The sequence below is a fragment of the Maribacter sp. LLG6340-A2 genome (assembly GCF_045057105.1).
Lineage (GTDB): Bacteria > Bacteroidota > Bacteroidia > Flavobacteriales > Flavobacteriaceae > Maribacter.
In genome coordinates this window covers 1,173,736-1,195,655 of sequence record NZ_CP159332.1, presented here as the reverse complement: position 1 = coordinate 1,195,655, position 21,920 = coordinate 1,173,736, and the positions used below count along the sequence as shown (strand labels likewise).

The 21,920-nt window shown below is 37.9% G+C and carries 17 protein-coding genes and 1 pseudogene; 11 read left to right on the top strand and 7 right to left on the bottom strand.

All coding sequences use genetic code 11. The features are described 5' to 3' along the window. The first annotated feature begins 12 nt into the window (after positions 1–12). Entirely contained in the window at positions 13–2,250 is a 2,238-nt protein-coding gene (locus tag ABVM52_RS05045; protein WP_405384323.1) for a TonB-dependent receptor, read from the top strand. Between the two features lie 24 nt (positions 2,251–2,274). Then, a complete protein-coding gene (locus tag ABVM52_RS05040; protein WP_405384322.1) occupies positions 2,275–2,631 on the top strand; it encodes a heavy-metal-associated domain-containing protein in 357 nt (118 codons plus the stop codon). A 427-nt stretch (positions 2,632–3,058) separates the two neighbouring features. Here ABVM52_RS05040 and groL read toward each other — a convergent pair whose 3' ends face one another. From groL to miaB, 7 genes are all read right to left on the bottom strand, one after another. Beyond that, positions 3,059–4,693 (bottom strand): chaperonin GroEL, encoded by a 1,635-nt coding sequence (gene groL, locus ABVM52_RS05035; protein ID WP_405384321.1) that lies wholly within the window; start codon positions 4,691–4,693, stop codon positions 3,059–3,061. 117 nt (positions 4,694–4,810) lie between these two features. After that, positions 4,811–5,089: a co-chaperone GroES gene (gene groES, locus ABVM52_RS05030; protein ID WP_405384320.1), complete on the bottom strand. Its 279-nt coding sequence runs from the start codon at positions 5,087–5,089 to the stop codon at positions 4,811–4,813. A gap of 140 nt (positions 5,090–5,229) precedes the next feature. Further along, positions 5,230–5,589 (bottom strand): preprotein translocase subunit SecG, encoded by a 360-nt coding sequence (gene secG / locus ABVM52_RS05025; protein WP_405384319.1) that lies wholly within the window; start codon positions 5,587–5,589, stop codon positions 5,230–5,232. A 3-nt stretch (positions 5,590–5,592) separates the two neighbouring features. Next, a complete protein-coding gene (locus ABVM52_RS05020) occupies positions 5,593–6,492 on the bottom strand; it encodes a hypothetical protein (RefSeq protein ID WP_405384318.1) in 900 nt (299 codons plus the stop codon). Between the two features lie 4 nt (positions 6,493–6,496). Next, a complete protein-coding gene (locus tag ABVM52_RS05015) occupies positions 6,497–7,033 on the bottom strand; it encodes an LptE family protein (protein WP_405384317.1) in 537 nt (178 codons plus the stop codon). A 5-nt stretch (positions 7,034–7,038) separates the two neighbouring features. Then, on the bottom strand, positions 7,039–8,322 hold the full coding sequence (locus ABVM52_RS05010) for a sigma-54 interaction domain-containing protein (protein ID WP_405384316.1): 1,284 nt from the start codon (positions 8,320–8,322) through the stop codon (positions 7,039–7,041). Between the two features lie 21 nt (positions 8,323–8,343). After that, entirely contained in the window at positions 8,344–9,789 is a 1,446-nt protein-coding gene (miaB, locus tag ABVM52_RS05005) for a tRNA (N6-isopentenyl adenosine(37)-C2)-methylthiotransferase MiaB (RefSeq protein ID WP_405384315.1), read from the bottom strand. 149 nt (positions 9,790–9,938) lie between these two features. On the opposite strand from miaB, the gene ABVM52_RS05000 reads away from it, so the two are divergent. The 9 genes and pseudogenes from ABVM52_RS05000 (at position 9,939) to ABVM52_RS04960 (ending at position 21,916) form a co-directional block, all read left to right on the top strand. Then, a complete protein-coding gene (locus ABVM52_RS05000) occupies positions 9,939–10,667 on the top strand; it encodes a hypothetical protein (protein ID WP_405384313.1) in 729 nt (242 codons plus the stop codon). Positions 10,668–10,742: 75 nt separating this feature from the next. Further along, positions 10,743–12,008 (top strand): LVIVD repeat-containing protein, encoded by a 1,266-nt coding sequence (locus ABVM52_RS04995; RefSeq protein WP_405384312.1) that lies wholly within the window; start codon positions 10,743–10,745, stop codon positions 12,006–12,008. 241 nt (positions 12,009–12,249) lie between these two features. Beyond that, entirely contained in the window at positions 12,250–14,751 is a 2,502-nt protein-coding gene (gene topA / locus ABVM52_RS04990) for a type I DNA topoisomerase (protein WP_405384311.1), read from the top strand. Between the two features lie 83 nt (positions 14,752–14,834). Then, on the top strand, positions 14,835–15,992 hold the full coding sequence (locus tag ABVM52_RS04985; RefSeq protein ID WP_405384309.1) for a formimidoylglutamase: 1,158 nt from the start codon (positions 14,835–14,837) through the stop codon (positions 15,990–15,992). Between the two features lie 123 nt (positions 15,993–16,115). Then, positions 16,116–17,480 (top strand): annotated as a pseudogene (gene gldK / locus ABVM52_RS04980) (gliding motility lipoprotein GldK). Positions 17,481–17,562: 82 nt separating this feature from the next. Beyond that, positions 17,563–18,219 (top strand): gliding motility protein GldL, encoded by a 657-nt coding sequence (gene gldL / locus ABVM52_RS04975; RefSeq protein WP_405384307.1) that lies wholly within the window; start codon positions 17,563–17,565, stop codon positions 18,217–18,219. A 56-nt stretch (positions 18,220–18,275) separates the two neighbouring features. Further along, positions 18,276–19,835, top strand: coding sequence for a gliding motility protein GldM (gldM, locus tag ABVM52_RS04970; RefSeq protein ID WP_405384305.1), 1,560 nt, complete (start codon positions 18,276–18,278; stop codon positions 19,833–19,835). Between the two features lie 60 nt (positions 19,836–19,895). Continuing rightward, complete coding sequence (gene gldN, locus ABVM52_RS04965) at positions 19,896–20,783, top strand: gliding motility protein GldN (protein WP_405384303.1); 888 nt, start codon at positions 19,896–19,898, stop codon at positions 20,781–20,783. 98 nt (positions 20,784–20,881) lie between these two features. Then, complete coding sequence (locus ABVM52_RS04960; RefSeq protein ID WP_405384301.1) at positions 20,882–21,916, top strand: NAD(P)/FAD-dependent oxidoreductase; 1,035 nt, start codon at positions 20,882–20,884, stop codon at positions 21,914–21,916. Positions 21,917–21,920: the final 4 nt, after the last annotated feature.

Here is a 21,920-nt window from a genome sequence, read left to right as displayed (position 1 = left end):
ACAAGAAACTAGATGAATAAATTTTTAATACTCTTAATAACGGCAATGCTGCCCCTTTTTGGCTTTTCACAAGAAAAAGTAGAGGGGGTTGTATTGGATTCCGAAGGTGCAAATGCTATAGGATTATCTGGTGCCAGCGTTTACTGGCAAGACTCCCAAACGGGTGTGGTCACCAAATATGACGGTGAATTTTCTATTCCGTATTTAAGGGAATTCAATACATTAATAATTAGTTATGTAGGTTTTCAATCGGATACCTTAACGATTAATGAGCCTAAAACTATCCGAATTGTTTTGAAATCATCGAATGAATTAGATGAGGTTGTTGTACAGCAAAAGCGTGATGCTATACAGAAGACCTATTTTAGTCCACAGAATGTGATTACCGTAAATAGTGATGAACTTTTAAAGGCGGCTTGCTGTAATTTGGCAGAAAGCTTTGAAACCAATCCGGCAATTGATGTAAATCTTTCAGACGGATTAACAGGTACAAAGCAAATTGAAATGCTGGGGTTAACCAGTCCTTATTTATTGATAACCCAAGAGAATATTCCTATGGTTCGCGGGGCATCACAGGCATACGGACTAACGTTTACTCCCGGTACGTGGATAGAAAGTATTCAAATTACAAAAGGAGCGGGTAGTGTGGTTAATGGCTATGAAAGTATCTCTGGTCAAATCAATACCGAGCTGGTAAAACCATTGACCGATAAAGCTGTTTTTGTAAATGGTTATGCCAACCAGAACGGACGGTATGAGCTCAATACGCACTTCAATCGTAAATTGACCGATAAATGGAGTACCGGACTTTATATACATGGTAATAAAAGAACCCAAAAAGAAGATAATAACAATGACGGATTTTTAGATGCCCCTTTGGCAGACCAAATAAATGTGATGAACCGCTGGCAATATCAAGACACCGAAAAAGGATGGGTAAGTTTCTTTAATGTTCGTTTTCTAAACGATGAAAAACAAGTGGGCCAAGTAGATTTTAATCCTGATACGGATAAGTTTACCACTAACGCCTGGGGTAGTGAAATTGATACCCGTCGTTTTGATACCTCTTTAAAACTGGGCTATGTTTTTCCAGAATTACCCTTTCAAAGCTTAGGGTTTCAGACATCGTATAGTTTGCATAAACAAGACTCTTATTTTGGGTTTAGAGCCTATGATATCAACCATGAAAGTTTGTACAGCAACTTAATTTTCAACTCCATTATTGGAGATACCAGAAATAAGTTTAAAACGGGAATTACCTTTGCGTATGACGGTTATGATGAAATGGTATCTTCAACGGACTATTCAAGGGTAGATAGGTCTGTTGGGGCCTTTATGGAGTATAGTTATGAGAATTTAGAGAAAGTGAGTCTTACTGCAGGTTTGCGAGTAGATAATCATAATAGATTGGGAACTTTTATTACGCCCAGATTCCATATTAGGTATACACCTTGGGAGAAAGGGAGTTTGCGAGGTTCTTTCGGTAGAGGTAAAAGAGCTGCTAATATTTTTGCCGAGAATCAGCAATTATTTGGCTCTGCCAGAACAATCAATATTGCAAGTACAGATGGGGAGGTTTATGGTTTAGAGCCAGAAGATGCCTGGAACTATGGAGTTAGCTTTTTACAAGGGTTTAATTTTTTGAATAGAAAAGGAGATATTACCTTGGATTACTACATCACCGATTTTAAAAATCAAGTAGTGGTAGATTGGGAAAATCCTCAAGAAGTTTCTTTTTATAACTTGGATGGGGACAGTAGTGCAAAAAGTTTTCAAGTTGAGGTAAATTATGAGTTGTTAAGTAGGTTGAATTTAAGAACGTCATATAAATTCTATGATGTTTCAACAGATTATAATAGCGGAAACCTTCAAAAACCATTACTGGCACAACATCGATTTTTTGTTAATTTAGGATATGAAACAGAGGCTAAGGAGAATGGTTCGCAATGGAAATTGGATTATACTTTGCATAGCGTAGGAGAGAAACGATTGCCAGATACAAGTAGTAATCCCGAGCAATATAGGTTAGGGGAGTATTCGTCACCTTACAGCCTTATGAATGCTCAAATAACCAAAGTATTTTCAAAAAATGTAGAGGTATATTTAGGTGGTGAAAACCTATCTGAAGTACAGCAAGACAATCCTGTTTTAGGCGCTAATGATCCCTTTGGTCCAAATTTTGATACTACAATAGTGTTCGCACCCATAATGGGAAGAATGTTTTATGCGGGCTTCCGATTTAAAATTTAATACATGACAATAAATACAGATATAATGAAAACAACGATTTTATCCATTGCAATGATGTTAATTACTGTAGTAACCTTTGCGCAAGAGAAGAACAAGAAAATGACCTTTGATGTCAATGGCAAATGCGCCATGTGTAAAGAACGAATTGAGGAAGCTGCCTTGAATGTAAAAGGAGTGAAATACGCAAATTGGAGTATACCTACACATCAATTGGATATTATTATGGATGAGCGTAAGACCGATGCCATGAAAATCAAAACGGCTATAGTTGCCGTTGGTCATGATACCAAAGAACTAAAGGCAACAGAGGAAGCTTATAATAGTGTTCATCCTTGTTGCAAGTATAGGGAAGACAATACTGATGACGGCGTACATCATTAGGATGCGGAGTAATTAGATTAAGCTTTAAGCTTATTTTTTAATTGATGTAATGGGGTGAAATAGTTTAGTTAATATTTTGCCAATAAGAATATCACGGATCAATATCTGAAATACATTAGCTATAGATTTATCTTAAATTCTATAGCAATGGCACAAACAAAATCAGCGGGGAAACCAGCTGCGAAGCCTGCACCGGCAAAAGCTGGTAAAAAGGCTGCTCCAAAAGCTGCTCCTAGAAAGAAGTAGTTAAGTTACGGCCTTTAGAAGGCTATGCTGTTTGGACATGAAAACCACCTTCTGTAAATAAAGAAGGTGGTTTTTTTGTTGGTATACGTATAAAAAAAGCTGCACTTGAAATTTTCAAGTGCAGCTTTAAATTTTATGAATGTCCGCAAACAAGCTAATAATTGCCTGTGGCGGCTTGCCACTACATCATGCCTGGCATTCCGCCACCGCCACCCATAGGAGGCATTGCCGGAGCATCTTCTTTAATGTCGGTTAAAGCACATTCGGTAGTTAAGATCATACCAGAAACAGAAGCTGCATTTTCCAATGCTACTCTAGTTACTTTCTTAGGATCAATAATACCTGCTTTCATCATCTCAACATACTTTTCAGATTTAGCATCGTATCCGTAATCGCCCTTACCTTCCAATATTTTAGCGATAACAACAGACCCTTCACCACCAGCGTTAGAAACGATAGTTCTTAAAGGGGCCTCAATAGCACGGGCAACGATCTGTAAACCTGTGGCCTCATCTTCATTTTCTGTAGAAACTTTAGATAGAACAGACTTAGCTCTTACCAAAGCAACACCACCACCGGCAACGATACCTTCTTCAACGGCAGCTCTTGTTGCATGCAATGCATCATCAACTCTGTCTTTCTTCTCCTTCATTTCAACTTCAGAAGCAGCACCTACGTAAAGTACGGCAACACCACCGGCCAATTTAGCCAAACGCTCTTGAAGTTTTTCCTTATCGTAATCAGAAGTAGTTGTCTCTATTTGAGATTTGATCTGGTTAACTCTTGTTTTGATATCTTTTGCAACACCACCACCGTTAACGATCGTTGTATTGTCTTTGTCTATCTGTACTTTCTCACAAGTACCTAACATATCTAAAGTAGTGTTATCTAAAGAGAAACCTCTTTCTTCGGAAATAACGGTACCACCGGTTAAGATGGCGATATCTTCTAACATTGCCTTTCTTCTGTCTCCAAATCCTGGAGCCTTAACAGCTGCAATTTTTAAAGAACCTCTTAACTTGTTCACTACTAATGTAGCTAAAGCTTCACCATCAACATCTTCTGCAATGATCAATAAAGGTTTACCAGACTGAGCAACAGGCTCTAATACCGGTAATAAATCTTTCATTGAAGATATTTTCTTGTCGAACAATAAGATGTATGGATTTTCTAGCTCAGAAACCATTTTTTCTGAATCGGTAACGAAGTATGGAGAAAGGTAACCTCTGTCAAACTGCATACCTTCAACAACGTCAACATAAGTATCGGTTCCTTTAGCCTCTTCAACGGTAATTACACCTTCTTTACCAACTTTACCAAAAGCTTGAGCGATCAAGTCACCAATAGTTTCGTCGTTGTTAGCGGAGATAGAAGCAACTTGTTTAATTTTTTCGGAAGAATCGCCCACTTTCTTGGCTTGTTTTGCCAAATCTGCAACGATAGCTTCAACTGCTTTGTCAATACCTCTTTTTAGGTCCATTGGGTTTGCGCCTGCTGCAACGTTCTTTAAGCCTTCTTTTACGATTGCCTGTGCAAGAACGGTAGCGGTAGTAGTACCGTCACCAGCTAAATCATTGGTTTTGGAAGCAACTTCCTTAACCATTTGCGCGCCCATATTCTCTAATGGGTTCTCTAATTCAATTTCTTTTGCAACGGTAACACCATCCTTGGTTACTTGCGGAGCACCAAATGATTTACTAATAATTACATTTCTACCTTTTGGGCCTAAAGTTACCTTTACTGCATTTGCCAATGCATCAACACCTTTTTTAAGGCCGTCTCTTGCATCTATGTCAAATTTTATGTCTTTTGCCATTTTTATGGATTTTAGTTTTTAGTTCTTACTTATTGTAGCTAGCGCCATAATAAGTAAGATAATGGTTTAAATTTCTTTTACTTTAAAACAATCTGTAATAATCGATTCTAGGAAATTTTAGATGATAGCAAGGATATCGCTTTCTCTCATCATCAAATAATCGGTTCCTTCCAACTTAAGTTCGGTCCCGGCATATTTTCCGTAAAGTACGGTATCACCAACCTTAACGGTAACTTTGTCATCGTTAGTTCCTGGTCCCACGGCAACTACTTTACCTTTTTGTGGTTTCTCTTTAGCGGTGTCAGGAATGTAAAGCCCAGACGCAGTTTTAGTCTCAGCGGCCATTGGCTCAATAAGTACTCTGTCTGCCAATGGTTTGATATTAACTTTAGCCATAATTATTAAATTTTAAATTGATTTTTAACTTGTGTACGTCTCTATAGGCAGAAATTATGCCATTGCCTTTTTACTGACAAATTGTAAACAAAAAATGCCAGCTTGTCAGAGCTGGCATTTAAATATAATTGTCTTTTCTATTATAAACTGTCCGTAGGCGTCACCTGCTCTGTTTCAACCGGTGCAACCTCTTCAGGTAATGTTTCAGGAACTATGGTTTCAATATCGTCTCCTTGTAATAATTTAGAATCCGATGTGCCAAAATTACCTTTAAGTGCAATGTTCGATGCAAGAATAAGAACGATTAGCAATCCGGCCAAAGTCCAAGTACTTTTATCTAAAAAGTCTCCTGTTTTTTTAACACCGCCTGCAATCTGCGTTCCACCACCACCAAAAGAAGAGGAAAGTCCGCCACCTTTTGGGTTCTGTACCATAATCACCAACACTAATAACAAGCAAACGACGATGATAAGGATTAAAAATATTGAAAATGTACTCATCCTTTATAATTTATTATCTTTTTGTATTTTTTCTACTGCCTTAATTCGGTCTGCAAAGAAACTACTTTTTTCCGGATATTTCAAACTTAAAATTTTATAGGCCTGTATAGCTTTTTTGTACTTCTTTTGTTCCAGATACACCCTTGCCAGAGTTTCAGTCATTAGCTCGTTCTTATTGATTTTTATAGAGTTGGAAATATCAAGTTTAGTGCCTTTTTGTTCCGTTGGGTCTATTTTTGGGTTACTGGCGATAAACTTGTCTATACGATCAAATTTCTTCTTTTTTACGGCGTCTAATTTCTTTACGGGTTTTGCTTCTTCTTCAGATGCTTTTTTGACCTTGTCCACTGAGTTGTCTTGATCAGCGGTAGTGGAACTTTCTGGTTTTTTAGAGGCAAGGCTCAACCATTCTGAAAAAGAGTATTTTTCCTTTTCATTGAACGTTAGGGGCTTGCCAATATCCAAAGCTTCCTCTTCTTCTGTAATAGTTGAAGGTTTGGATTGGAACAGTTCTGGGTCCAATATATGCTCTGCATCTTCGGTGTCCTGCGGTAAGGGCTTATCCTCAGATTTTTCAATTAAAGGGGCGGTCTGTTCCTCGGCAGGTGCCTCTTTGGTTTCTGTCTTGGCCGGGGTAACGGTTTCCGGAATATCATACTGCAAAAAATCCTTTGAGGTGATAAACTCAAAAAGGACATCACGATCGGTGGTAAAGGCCGCAGTGGTCTTTAACGCTTTGTTGTATTTATAGCTGTTGAGGTTTTTAAGTCCTTTTAGGTGTAGGGCTCGGGCTGCTTGAAAATAAGGGTATTCTTCAATGATATCTTCTAGATGTTTGGTGTGGATAGGTTCTACCACTTTGGTAGGGTGTTCTAGAAAATATGTAAAATCCTTTACGTTCATACGGTTACCAATCTGCCAAAGACGCGTTAAAAATATCTTGTGTAAGTCGTTCAAAAATCACTTCGTGCGCTTCACTCTTTATAGATGCCAATTGTACGTCAGCAGGATAATCATAAAAGAACGAAAAACTTTGGTCAAATGCGGCATCTTCTTTTAATCGGTTATAAAACCTAACCTTAACGCGCATAGAAAGTCTGTTCTGTGCTGCGGTTTGTTGTGCGGTGGCAGACATAGGTGAAATTTTATATTCGGTGATTTCTCCTTCATATAACAAATCTGGATTGCCATTTGTGATTAAATCCAGACTTGTTTGGTTCATAATTCTGTCTTGCAATGCCAAGGTAAAATCCCTATCCACGCCCGGCTCAAATGTAGAACCCGGACTTTGGGTGGCGTAATTCTGGAAATAATTGACTTGGAACGTTTTGGCTTCACCAACGTTACCTCCTGTAAAATTATAGACTCCGCAACCTATAAATATTAGAAGGGGCAGGATATATAGGATGGCCTTTTTAAGATGTTTTGTAGCGATTATATTCATAAGTTCTAAAGATCGTACTGTTTAATTTTTCTATAGAGCGTTCTTTCTGAAATGCCCAATTCTGCTGCTGCAGCTTTTCTTTTACCACGGTTGCGTTCCAAGGATTTCTTGATCAATTCTACTTCTTTCTCCTGTAGTGACAAGGTTTCTTCTTCCTCAATCTCCTCGGCAAAATGATACTTGTCCTCATAGGCGTCTGAGGTTAGAATATGTTCCTCCTTTGGTTCCGGTAAATGCAATACATTTAAGTTGGTTTCTTCTTGTGGGTCCTGCTCAAGGTCTATTTCCTCGTCATCATCATTACCGTAAATTTTTCGGATCAAGTTTTCATTGTCCTTTTGGACTTTTTGTGAATCGTTGTTTTTCAACAATTCCATGGTCAATTTTTTAAGGTCGTTCAAATCACCTTTCATATCGAACAAGACTTTATATAAAATCTCCCTTTCGTTGCTAAAATCACTTTCTGCTTTAGGGCTGGAGACTACTGCGGGTAAATTAGTACCTGTATTATTGGGTAGGTATCCGTTCAAGGTGGCCGCGGAAATTGACCTGTTTTCCTCCAAAACGGATATTTGTTCCGCTATATTACGAAGCTGCCTTATGTTTCCTGGCCATCTATATTTATTAAGTAAGGACACCGCTTGCTCATCTAACCTAATGGTAGGCATCTTATATTTTTGACTGAAGTCCGACGCAAATTTTCTGAACAATAAATGAACATCTCCTTGACGATCACGTAAAGGAGGTATGTTGATTTCTACGGTGCTCAAGCGATAATATAGGTCTTCTCTAAACCGCTCTTTCTTGATAGCCTCAAACATATTCACGTTTGTAGCCGCTACAATACGAACATCTGTTTTTTGAACTTGGGAAGACCCCACTTTTAAAAATTCACCATTTTCCAAGACCCGTAATAATCTTACTTGGGTGGTCAACGGTAATTCACCTACTTCATCTAAAAAAATGGTTCCGCCGTCCGCTACTTCAAAATAACCGCTCCTAGTCTGTGTGGCTCCGGTGAACGCTCCTTTCTCATGACCAAAAAGTTCACTGTCTATGGTGCCTTCCGGTATGGCGCCACAGTTGACCGCTATATATTTAGCATGCTTTCTATGGGACAAGGAATGAATAATTTTGGGGATGGCCTCTTTACCGACCCCGCTTTCACCGGTAACCAAAACAGAAATATCGGTTATGGCAACCTGCATGGCCTTTTCCAATGCCCTATTGAGCTTTGCATCTTGACCAATGATTTCAAAACGTTGTTTTATACTCTGTATACTTTCCATAGAAAATGGCTCTGTGCTAATTTAATTGTTTTCAGAATAACCCACTGCGGTACCTTTTAAGGTAGCGGAAGTGCAATCATGAATTTTAACATTGACAAAATTACCTACTTTGTAATGCTCTTTAGGAAATACCACCACCGTACTTTGAGAATTTCTTCCTCTCCATTCCTTTTCGGATTTTTTTGACGTTCCTTCAATTAAGACTTCTTGTATTTTGCCCACATGTTTTTCCGTCCTAAATTGGCAATGCTCCCTTTGCAATGCTATTATTTCGGACAGGCGTCTTTTCTTGGTGGCTTCGGGCACATCGTCCTCCATTTTTCTTCCTGCCAACGTACCGGGTCTCTCGGAATAGGCGTACATGTACCCAAAATCATACTTAACGTATTCCAGGGCTTTTAGTGTTGCTGCGTGGTCTTCTTCCGTTTCTGTAGGGAAACCTGAAATAATATCTTGTGAAATGGCACAATCCGGTATTAATTCCCTTATGTTATCAATGAGTTCAAAATACTCCTCTATGGTATGTAGCCTGTTCATTTCCTTTAAAATACGGTTACTACCGCTCTGTACCGGTAAATGAATATGATTGCATATATTCTTGTATTTGGCCATGGTTTTAATCACATCCAGCGTCATGTCCTGCGGATTGGAAGTGGAAAACCTAATGCGCATTTTTGGTTGTGCCAAAGCTACCATCTCCAATAGTTTGGAAAAATTGATTGCAGTGGCTTTTTGCATATCGGAAGCATTTTCAAAATTCTTCTTGAGTCCGCCACCATACCATAGATAACTATCAACATTCTGCCCCAATAAGGTTATTTCCTTAAATCCTTTTTCCCAAAGTTCATTGACTTCGGCTAAGACAGATTGTGGGTCGCGGCTACGTTCACGGCCCCTGGTAAAGGGCACCACACAAAATGTACACATGTTATCACACCCTCTGGTGATGGAAACAAAGGCAGTTACACCATTTGTATTTAGCCGTACAGGGGCAATATCACCATAGGTTTCATCTTTGGAGAGAATAACGTTTACGGCATCTCTACCAGAATCTACTTCCTTAATAAGGTTGGGCAAATCCTTGTAGGCATCTGGCCCTACTACCATGTCCACTATTTTTTCCTCATCTAAAAGTTTGTCTTTTAGGCGTTCTGCCATACAGCCAAGTACACCAACTTTTAAATGCGGTCTAGATTTTTTTACCTTGTTGTATTCAGTTAGCCTTTTGCGAATGGTCTGTTCTGCCTTGTCTCTAATAGAACATGTATTTACAAGTACCAAATCTGCATCTTCCAATACGTGTGTAGTATTAAAGCCTTCATTGGCCAGGATAGATGCAACGACTTCACTATCTGCAAAGTTCATTGCACAACCATAACTCTCTATAAATAAGTTGCGTGTATTCTCTTTTCTAGTTGCTACGTTTAACGTGGTACCTTGCAACTTTTCATCTATGGTTTTCTCCATTCTACTAATTACTTCACAAAAATATTAGGGAGGCAAAGATACCATTATAATCAAAAATATGACAAGTTGACATACTTATTTAGGGTATTTTTAAGCTTTGCTATAGTTAATAATATAAATTTGTTAATCACCTAATAGCTAGTTAAGTCATGAATGTGGAAAGTAAGATATCAGAAATAAAATCAAGGCCCAACTTGGAATTTGGGAACATATTCAATAGATCCATAGAATTGTTTAAAAAAGTTTGGGTACAAGGCTTTATTACCTTAATACTTTCTTTTTTAGTGATACTGCCTTTTTATATTATCTTATATATACCCATGATTGCCGTAGGAATTACCGATCCGTATGCCATGGAACACAATGAGTTGCCACCTATGGTAGCCGTTGCTATGGGTATATTGGCACCCATTGTTTTAATAGGGGCGTGTACCTTTAGTTTGGCCATCAATGCAGCTTTTTTGAGAATTTGTAAGCAAAAGGATTATGAGGAAGGTGGTGTAGATGATTATTTTTATTTTTTCAGGGAGGGCAGAATAGGTAAAGTCTTTATTTTGTCCCTATATCTATTGGGGATCGCAATTTTGGGTATGCTGGCGTGTGGTGTTGGTTTGTTTTATGTAATTGTTCCACTTTCATTGTTGCCTGCATTTTTGGCCTTTTCAAATGACTTGTCGGCAATGGAAATGGTCAAGGCAAGCTTTGTCTTGGGAAATAAAAATTGGCTGATCATTTTTCTTTTGATTTTGGTTTCTGGTATAGTTGCGGAAGTAGGTATATTGTTATGTTGTGTGGGTATTTTTTTTACAGCTATGTTCAGTAAGGTTCCCACATATTTTATGTATAAAGACGGAGTAGGTTTTAATGAGTTAATATAAATTTAACCTGTTGATAACGCAACTATTAGCGGTTATTTTAATCTATAGGGTACAACCGTTTAAATTTATAAAACCATGAGAAATTTTTATTTCGTTTTGTGTGTAGTTGCATCTATTGCTTTAGTGTCTTGTGATGATGACGGGCCATATGAAGAATATTTAGTGGCAAGGCCTATTGTGCAAGATGCCGTTTCATTTAAGGCAGAGGCCGTATCGGTTACGGAGCCTGTACCAATTGTGTCCTCCGGTAAGATATATGCTTATGGAGATTATATTTTCGTCAATGATGTAAATCAGGGTTTTCATGTTATTGATAACCAAAATCCATCAAACCCTGTAAGTATCGCATTCATTAAATTGGAAGGTAATAATGATATATCTATTAAAAACGATAAAATCTATGCGGATAGCTATGGTGATTTGGTAATTTTTGATATATCGGATATAAATAATATCACCGTAACAAGCCGTATTGTAAATGCCATTTATAACAATGATGTCTGGATGGTCAATACGGAATTTCCACAGGCCGATTTTTATGAATACGGAGATATTGACTATGATAAAGATATTGTAGTTGGTTGGGAGGTAAATACAGAAAGGCGCCCTGTAAAGGAATATGAAGCCAGGTATGAATGTAATGAGTGTGTTTTTGCAGATGTAGCCGAAAATTTTGGTAATCAGTCACCAACTACTGGGCAGGGTGGTTCTTTGGCGCGATTTAAAATAATAGGCGATTATTTATATGTTGTGGATTATAGTGATATTAACATATTTGATATTACTGATGTGGAAAATGTAAAGGTGTTGGATGATGTACAGGTAGCTTGGGATATTGAAACCATTTATAGTCAAGGTGATATACTTTTTATTGGAGGTTCTCAGGGCATGTATATTTACGGGATAAAAAATCCTGAAAAACCGGAGTTTATTTCAGAATTTAGACATGGTACCGCTTGCGATCCGGTAGTTGTTGATGGGGATTATGCCTATGTTACCCTAAAAGGTGGAAACTTTTGCGGCAATACAGAAAGCGGACTCTATATTGTTGATGTTTCCAATTTAAAAAAACCTGAGTTAAAAGTAATTTATCCTATGCATGGTCCTAATGGGTTAGGAATAAAAGGAGATATTTTATTTGTGTGTGATGGCAGTGCAGGTTTAAAAGTTTATGACAAGAGCAATACACCCAACATTACATTAGTAAACACTTTTGAGGATATTGTGGCATATGACGTAATTCCGTTGTCATCGTCCTTGTTGATGATCGGGGAAGGAACTTTATATCAATATGAATATTTAGATAATGATATTAGGTTGTTAAGTACATTGGAACTCTAATGGTATTGGAAATTTAGCGTAGGTAAAAGGAAGTTTTTTAGCTTCCTTTTTTTTATGGGTTTTAATTAGATATTGGTAGTTGGCGGCAAAATATTACGGTTATGCTGAATTCACTTAAATTTTTTTAAATATGAAAAAAATGAATTTATGGCCAAAGTTCTAGTAAATAACAGGAAGAAATAAATGTTTGAAATTCCAAAGTTTAAATTTTAGTATACATTTGTAGCTATAAACAAGGTTGATGGCGAAAAATTTAGTAATTGTTGAGTCTCCTGCAAAGGCCAAGACTATTGAGAAGTTTTTAGGAAAAGATTTTAAGGTAGAATCAAGCTTTGGTCACATTGCGGATTTACCCTCTAAGGAGTTGGGCGTGGATGTCGATAATGATTTCACTCCAAAATACATAGTTGATAAGGATAAGAAAACCTTGGTCAAAAAACTTAAGGCATTAGCGGACAAAGCAGAAACTATCTGGCTTGCAAGTGATGAGGACCGGGAAGGAGAGGCTATTTCGTGGCATTTGGCAGAGGAATTGGGTCTTGATAAAAAGAAAACCAAGAGAATCGTCTTTAACTCGGTCACCAAGGCAGCTATTCAAAAGGCCATAGAAAATCCGCGCGAGATTAATTTTAACCTGGTAAATGCACAACAGGCCAGGCGGGTTTTGGACCGTTTGGTAGGGTATCAATTATCACCTGTACTTTGGAAAAAAATTAAACCGGGGCTTTCTGCCGGTCGTGTACAATCTGTAGCGGTAAGGTTAATTGTAGAGAGAGAAAGAGATATTGAGGCATTTAAGCCCCAAGCATCCTTCAAGATAGCGGCAGAATTTAAAACAGAGGCAGGTAGTGTTTTTTCTGCCAAATTAAATAAGACCTTTGCGTCGGAAAAAGAAGCCAAGGCATTTTTAGAGAAAAATATCTCAGCAGACTTCTCTGTAAGTAAATTAGATAAAAAACCGGCAAAGAAATCGCCTTCGGCACCGTTTACAACATCCACCCTACAGCAAGAAGCCTCCAGGAAGTTATATTTTTCTGTGGGTAGGACCATGCAGGTAGCACAACGTTTATATGAAGCGGGTCTTATTACCTATATGAGGACAGATAGTGTAAACCTATCTAACGAAGCATTGGCCTCTGCAAAGGAAGCTATTATAAAGAATTATGGAAAAGAGTATAGCGAGACCAGGAATTTTGTAGGTAAGTCTAAAGGAGCGCAAGAGGCTCATGAGGCTATTAGACCTACGGATATGGGAAACCAATCTCCTTCCTTGGAACGTGATCAGTCTAAGCTATATGATTTAATATGGAAGCGTACCGTAGCCTCTCAAATGAGCGATGCGAAGTTGGAACGCACCAATGTTAAGATCAAAGCAAATAAACATTCAGAAGAATTTACGGCAAATGGTGAGGTAATTAAGTTTGATGGGTTCTTGAAAGTCTACATGGAAGGTGTAGATGATGAAGACGTTGCCGAAGAACAGGAAGGTATGTTGCCGGCCATGAAAGAAGGTGAGCCATTGTTGAATAATTTTATTTCGGCTACAGAACGCTTTACCAGGCCTCCGTATAGATTTACAGAAGCCTCTTTGGTGAAGAAATTGGAAGAATTGGGTATTGGTAGACCGTCTACTTATGCACCAACGATCTCTACCATTCTTAACAGGGGTTACGTTGAAAAAGGAACAGTAGAAGGTACTGAACGCAAATATCAGCAACTTATATTGGAGGCCGATACGATACAGGAAAAGAATTTGACCGAAAATGTGGGGTCAGAAAAAGGTAAAATGGTACCTACGGATATAGGTATGATCGTTACCGATTTCTTGGTCAGTAATTTTGCAAATATCCTTGATTATAACTTTACGGCACAAGTAGAGGAAGATTTTGATGAAATTGCATCTGGTGATGAAGACTGGAAAAAAATGATGAAAGAGTTCTATAAGGACTTTCATCCCAATGTATTGGATGTTGAGGAAAATGCCGATCGCGCCAGTGGAGAAAGAATATTGGGAAAAGACCCTAAAACAGGAAAACAGGTTTCTGTAAGATTGGGAAGATTTGGACCAATGGTACAAATTGGTACTGTAGATGATGAGGAAAAACCAACATTTGCAAGTTTGTTGCCAGAACAATCCTTGAATACCATTACTTATGAAGAGGCAATGGATTTGTTTAAATTACCTAGAAAATTAGGGGTTTACGAGGGGGAAGAGGTATTGGCCAATGTAGGTAGGTTTGGACCGTACGTAAAATTTGGTGATAAATTCATTTCTATGGATAAAGGGGAGAGTGCCTTTGAAATTGAAATGGATAGGGCAATAGAGTTAATTGTTGCCAAGCAAAAGGCAGATGCACCTATTGCTATGTACGAAGAAAAAGAGGTTACCAAAGGAGTTGGTAGGTTTGGTCCGTTCATAAAATGGAACGGAATGTTCATAAATGTGAACAAAAAATATGATTTTGATAATCTTTCCAAAGAGGATATAGTTGAGTTGATCGAGACCAAAAAGCAAAAGGAGATAGATAAAGTGGTCCATAATTGGGAAGAAGAAGGAATACGGGTAGAAAAAGCACGCTGGGGACGTCATAATGTAATTAAGGGCAAAATAAAGGTAGAACTGGCAAAGACGGTTGACGCTACAAAGATTACCTTGGAGGAAGCTCAAAAATTAATTGAGCAAAAAACACCTAAAAAGAAAACTAGAGCAAAAGCAAAGCCTAAGGCAAAACCAAAAAAATAATATTTATTTCATGGAAATAGTAGTATTTTTCATGACGATTAGAACAGTTCACCAAAGACACAACCTAAAATAACAATTACTACATGGCCTTTGATTTTTTAGTTCCGGTTGAGGACAAAGTTTTGGCCCATAATGAATTACTGCCCAACCAAGCCATTGGTAAAAATACCTATATACATACAGAAAATGACGGCTTGCCCGTATTGGCGAACGCAACTGTAGCATTTTTGGGGGTACGGGAGTCTAGGAATGCCTATGAAAAAAAGCATGAAAAGTTAGATGTTTCCAGTATACGCTTACAGTTGTACAAACTTTTGGTAGGTAATTGGAACGCCTCTTTGGTAGATTTAGGAGATATAGAGGAGGGCGCTACGGTAGAAGATACCTATTTTGTAGTAAAGGAAGTGGTTGCAGGCTTATTGGAAGAGCAAATAATACCAATTGTACTTGGTGCTACCCAAGATATTACCTACCCTGCATACAGGGCTTTTGATGGTATTAGGGATATGATCAATTTAGTAGCCATAGACAGTCGTTTTGATTTTGGCATTGATGATGAATTGATTTCTTCCCATTCGTATATGAGTAAGATCATTACGGATAAGCCCAATAATCTATTTAATTTTTCAAATATTGGTTACCAAGGTTATTTCAATGCCCAAGAGGAAATTGATTTAATGGAACGTCTTTTTTTTGATGCCTATAGATTGGGAGAGGTTGCCAATGACCTAACGTTGGCAGAACCGGTATTGAGAAATGCCCATATGGTAAGTTTGGATATGCGTGCCGTTAAGGCCAGTGAATTATCTCATTCGGCCAATTTTTCTCCAAATGGATTTGACGGTCGCGAGATATGCGCAATTGCACGTTATGCCGGTCTTAGTGACAAGGTTTCTGTTTTTGGCATTTATGAAATGGACAATAATGTCCAGTCCCAACAGCTGATAGCCCAGATAATTTGGTACTTTATAGAAGGGGTCAATTATAGGATCAAGGAGTCTCCCTACTCAAAATCAGACGACTTTGTCAAGTACAATGTACCTAGCGAGGACGAAGAATTGGTCTTTTACAAAAGTTTATTAACAGAAAGATGGTGGACAGAAGTACCATCTATTTACACTTCACATACTAAAGGTCATACACCTGCGTTATTACCATGCACCGAGAAGGATTATTTAGATGCATGTAATCAACAGATTCCGGAAAGGTGGTACAAGGCCTATAAGAAAGGCTTTAATTGATCTAGAATATTTTTAAAGCATTAAAAGACTTTAATACAATATTTTATTTAAAACATAGTTTTAGATGTTAGAATAAACCATTGTATTCTATAGTTAAACCATAATCGAAATTTAACCTAAAGTATGAAGAAGCTATTGTTATCCTCTATAGCGTTTGTTTTTTTACTCACAAGTTGTGGGTCTAAACAGAAAGGTGAGCTAACTGGAGTCCAGGGAAAAAAGTGGTACCCCGAAAAACCATATGGAATGGAACTTATCCCAAGAGGTTCTTTCATTATGGGTAAAAGTGAAGAAGACCAGGCAAAATTATTGAACGCTCCAACCAAGACGGTTACGGTACGTTCCTTTTATATGGATGATACCGAAATTACGAATAGTGAATACCGCCAATTCGTAGAATGGGTAAAGGATTCTATCGTAAGAACCAAATTGGCCATTTTGGCCGATGAGTTAGGTATTGGTCCAGAAGAAGGTGGTATAGGTGATTATGCATTTAAGGATGCAGATACAACTAGGTCTTCGGTATATGACAAATATATGTTGGACAATTATTCTGGAATGGGCAAAACCGGTTATGAAGGTAGGGCCTTGAACAAAGATGAGGATTTAATCTGGGACACATCAGAATATCCGGACGAGTATTATACCGAGATTATGGATAGTATTTATTTGTCAGAAGAGGAGTCTTACAACGGGCAGCGTACTATAGATGTAAAACAGTTGAAATATAAGTACAACTGGATGGATATAGAAGCAGCAGCACGTGCATCTATCAAAGGAAACAAAAGCCGTAAGGAGTTTATCCGTACGGAAGAAGTGGAAATTTATCCAGATACTACGGTATGGATCAGGGATTTCTCTTATTAATATAACGAACCAATGCACAATGATTATTTCTGGCACGATGCTTATAGTGACTATCCTGTAGTTGGGATAACTTGGAAACAGGCAAAAGCATTTTGTAACTGGAGGACCAAGTTTAAGAATGATGATAATAAAAGTCGTGGAAGACAATTTGTCAACCAATTTAGACTACCTACCGAGGCTGAGTGGGAATATGCTGCCAGAGGAGGAATTGAAGGAGGTACCTACCCTTGGGGTGGACCATATGTAATTAGTGATACGGGTTGTTTTATGGCCAATTTTAAGCCTCAACGAGGAGATTATGCGGCAGATGCAGCTTTATATACGGTAGAGGCCAAATCATACGAGCCTAATGACTTTAATATGTACAATATGGCCGGTAACGTATCTGAGTGGACAAACTCTAGTTATGATCCAAGTGCATATGATTATGTATCTACAATGAACCCTAACGGAGGGGATCAGTCCAATACAAGAAAAGTTATTAGAGGAGGTTCTTGGAAAGATGTAGCTTACTTCTTACAAGTAAGTACCAGGGATTACGAATATGCAGATTCTGCCCGTAGTTATATAGGTTTCAGGACCGTACAAGATTATATGGGAGAAGAAGACTCTACACAATAAATAAAAATTTTAACAGTTTTAATATAAATTCAAAATTAAATTTTAACCAAATCTTTTTTTAAACCTTAATTAAATTAAAATCATGGCACAGTCAAAATCCACAAAAAAATTATTTAACATGGCCTACGGGCTTGGAGCATCAGTTGTAATTATTGGTGCATTATTTAAAATTCTTCACTGGGAGTTAGGACCATTAAACGGTGGTATTCTTCTAGCAATAGGTCTTATTACAGAGGCTCTTATATTTGCGATCAGTGCATTTGAACCAGTAGACGATGATGTAGATTGGTCATTAGTATACCCAGAATTAGCTGGTGGCGAGAGCAAAGCTCCTAAAAAAGCACAAGCTGCTGCAGAAGTTAAAGAAGCAGAGGCATCTTTATCTAAAAAATTAGATGATTTGTTAAAAGAAGCTGGTGTAGATGCAAATCTTATGGAAAGCTTAGGTAGTAGCATTAAGAATTTTGAAGGCGCTGCTAAAGGTATTGCCCCAACGGTTGATGCAATGGAATCTACTAAAAAGTATTCTAGTGAAATGGTACAGGCTGCGGCTCAAATGGAGTCTTTGAACAGTCTTTATAAAGTACAATTGGAAAGTGCTAGCAGACAAGCTTCGGTTAACGAAGAAGTTGTTCAAAATGCAAGTGCACTTAAAGATCAAATGGCATCTTTGTCTACAAACCTTTCTTCATTGAATGGTGTATATGGTGGTATGTTATCTGCAATGAGCAAAAACTAATTTGGATTTTTACCGACCCGAATCAATTATTAATTAAAAATCTAAATTAAAAATCCATGGCAGGAGGAAAACAATCACCACGTCAGAAGATGGTCAACTTAATGTATTTGATCTTCATCGCAATGTTGGCGTTAAACATGAGTAAAGAGGTGCTAGCGGCATTCGGTATTATGAATGAAAAGCTAGAGACTTCTAACGAAAAGACTACAGCAAGTAACAATGCGTTCTTGGAAAGTCTTGGAACTAAAGCTGAAGAAGACGCAGCTAAGTATGACAAGTTATATCAAAATGCTCAGAAAATTAAATCAATTTCCCAAGAGTATTATGATTATTTAGAAGGACTTAAAGCTGGTATGACAGAAGGTATAGAAGACCCAAAGGATTACGCTCGTATGGATATGTCTGATTATTTAGATCAGAAATTGTTCCAAGGAGAAAGCTTAACCGAAGAAGGTAAAAAGTTCATGAGCAACCTTACAGGTTATAGAGATCAAGTTGCCTCTATTGTACCTGCAGCGTTAAAGCAATCCGTTATTGATCGTTTCCAGACAGGAGATGAGAACGGTAAGGTTGAAAAAAGAGACGGTACCAAGCAAGATTGGATCAACTATCATTATGAAGGTTACCCATTGGTAGCTTCATTGGCTAAATTGACCGCACTTCAAGCAGATGTAAAAGTTACTGAAGAAGCAGCTTTGAAATCCATGTTAGAAGGTGAGTTGACTAGCCAGGTATCTTTAAAGAACTTTGCTACATCACTTGCGGCTACTAAATCTGCGTACTATGCAGGTGAAAAGTATGACGGTAAGATTATTATCAGTAAAACGGATAACTCTTCTACTCCAGTAAGAGCTGAGTTAACGTTGGATGGTAGAAAATTATCTGAAGGTTCTGATTATAAATTAGAGGCCGGTGGTGTTAAAATGTTGATCAACTCTGGTTCTGCCGGTGATCATGAAGTAAAAGGTACAATTTACTTTAAGCAAGATGGTGAAGAAATTCCTGTTGAGGTAAACAATTCGTTTGCAACAATATCTAAGCCAAACGCTGCTTTGATCGCTGCTGATAAAATGAACGTAGTGTATAGAGGTGTTGCTAACCCAATGTCAATATCTATACCAGGTATACCAAACAATAAGGTTAGAGCATCTGCTCCTGGTCTAAAAGCGGTAAGCGGTAGTAAATACGTTATGAACCCAGGTACGGGTAGAACGGTTACGATCACAGCTTCGGGTACGTTGCCAGATGGTCAGCCTATAACTTCTAAATCTGAATTCAGGATCAAGGATATTCCAAGACCAGAAGGTAGTATTAGTAAGCAGACAGGTAGTGTTAAGCTTCCTAAAAGAAACGTAGAGATCGCAACGATCGGTGCAGGTTTAGAGGATTTTGATTTTGATCTTAACCTTGCGGTTAGTGGATTTAAATTTAAAGTGCCAGGACAACCATCTGTTTCTGTAAGAGGAAATAAAATGAACAGCAAGGCAAAAGCTGCGTTACAGCGAGCTAAAAGAGGTGATATTGTGCAGATATTTGATATTGAAGCATACATTACCAACAATAAAAGTTACAAGTTGAAGAAAGTATCTCCAGTTGTTGTGGAGATTACAAACTAAATAAATGGAATGATACCGGGTAAGTTGATCTTGCCCGGTTAATTTTAAAGTGAAACAAACATGAATTGGAAAAATGTTTTTGTAATCGGGGCGGTAACTTTGTTGCCCATATCTATGATGGCCCAGGCAAATGTTTTGAATGCCAAGAAACCTGAAGAGGTTGGTATTCGTACAGAGGCACAGAAAGCCGTAGATAACGATGCACCCTTAGAATATGGTTATGTAGATGATAGGGATATACTTTGGTCCAAAACTTTATGGGAAACCATAGATTTGGATGAGCGTGTAAACTTCCCATTATATTATCCTACGGATACTATGGATATAGGACCGGATAGAAGGTCTTTATATCATGTTCTAATTAAAAATTTAAAGAGTGGAGATTTAGAAACTTATACAGATTCTTATTTCACTAAAAAAAGGTCGTATGACGATTTAAAGGATGCCTTACAAATGGTCGATACCCTAGATTATGGGTACGAGCAAATGAATGCAGGAGAAACGGTTTCTGAGGAGTACATTACTCGTAGAACTATTTCTGCGGCAGATATAGAAGAGTACCATATTAAAGGAATTTGGTATTTTGATAAAAGGCAGGGAGAACTAAAGTATCGTCTTTTAGGAATTGCACCGGTTGCACCGGATGTTAACTTCATGGATGACGATAACCCAGATATGGTAGAATTGTTTTGGGTATGGTACCCAGATGCCCGTGAAATTTTACATGAGGCAAAGGTATTTAACCAACAGAACTCTGCACAACCCATATCTTTTGATATGTTGCTAAATGCACGTAGGTTTAATGCGGTTATCTACAAAGAGGATAACGTACAGGGAGATAGGGAAATAGATTCCTATATATCTGATAATGCATTGTTCCAGTTGCTAGAAGCAAAACGAATAAAAGAAACGATCAGAGATAAAGAACAAGACATGTGGGCATATTAAGGTCCATATGAACATCCAATTCATATAAAAACCCAATCGCAAGATTGGGTTTTTTGTTTTTATAAAACAATTTATGGTTTTGTGACTACATTTGCCCAATGGTAGATTATCTAGTGGTTGGTTTTGGCTTGGCAGGAGCTGCTTTTTGTGAGACATTAAGGCAAAACAAGAAAACCTTTGTCGTGATCAATGATCGATCACAAACTTCATCGCGTGTAGCTGGGGGTTTGTATAACCCAATAATCTTAAAACGGTTTACATTATCTTGGAGAGCGGATGAACAACTGTTCTTTGCAACGGATTTTTATGATCGCTTGGAACAGTTTCTAGGTATTCAAGTTCATGAGAAGTTAAGCGTTTTGCGAAAATTTGCCTCCGTAGAAGAGCAAAATCTATGGTATGAAGCTGCGGATAAGGAACGTCTAAAATTATTTTTGGATACCCAATTGGTTACTAATAACAATCCGCAACTTAACGTGCCACACAAATTGGGGAAAGTAAAGCATACCGGAAAATTAAATACCTCACTATTATTGAACAGTTATGAGCAATGGTTAGTGGAACAAAATGCTATACGACAAGAGACTTTTAAATACGATGCATTAAAAATTGGTAGTAATGAAGTGATTTATGGAGATGTAAAAGCCAGACATCTTGTCTTTTGTGAAGGTTTTGGAATCACGGAGAACCCCTATTTTAATTATCTGCCCATACAGGGTTCTAAAGGGGAATATATCATAATAGAATCTAAGGAATTAAAGGAGAAAAGTCTTGTGAAGTATAGTATGTTCCTTATTCCCTTGGGAAATAATAGGTATAAAGTGGGGGCAACTTATAATAGGGGGAAGAAAGATAATACCATAACGGAAGAGTCGAAAAAGGAAATCATCAACAAACTCAACACCATTTTAAAATGTGAGTATACAGTTGTAGCTCAAGAGGCAGGGGTAAGACCCACTGTTAAGGATAGAAGGCCTTTGGTAGGTAGACACCCTAATTATTCCAATTTATGGGTCTTAAACGGTTTTGGGTCTCACGGGGTAATGGTAGGGCCGTGGGCAGCCAAAGCACTCTATGACCACATAGAAATGCAAATACCATTACTGGCGGAAATGGATATTAAACGGTTTTAAGGGT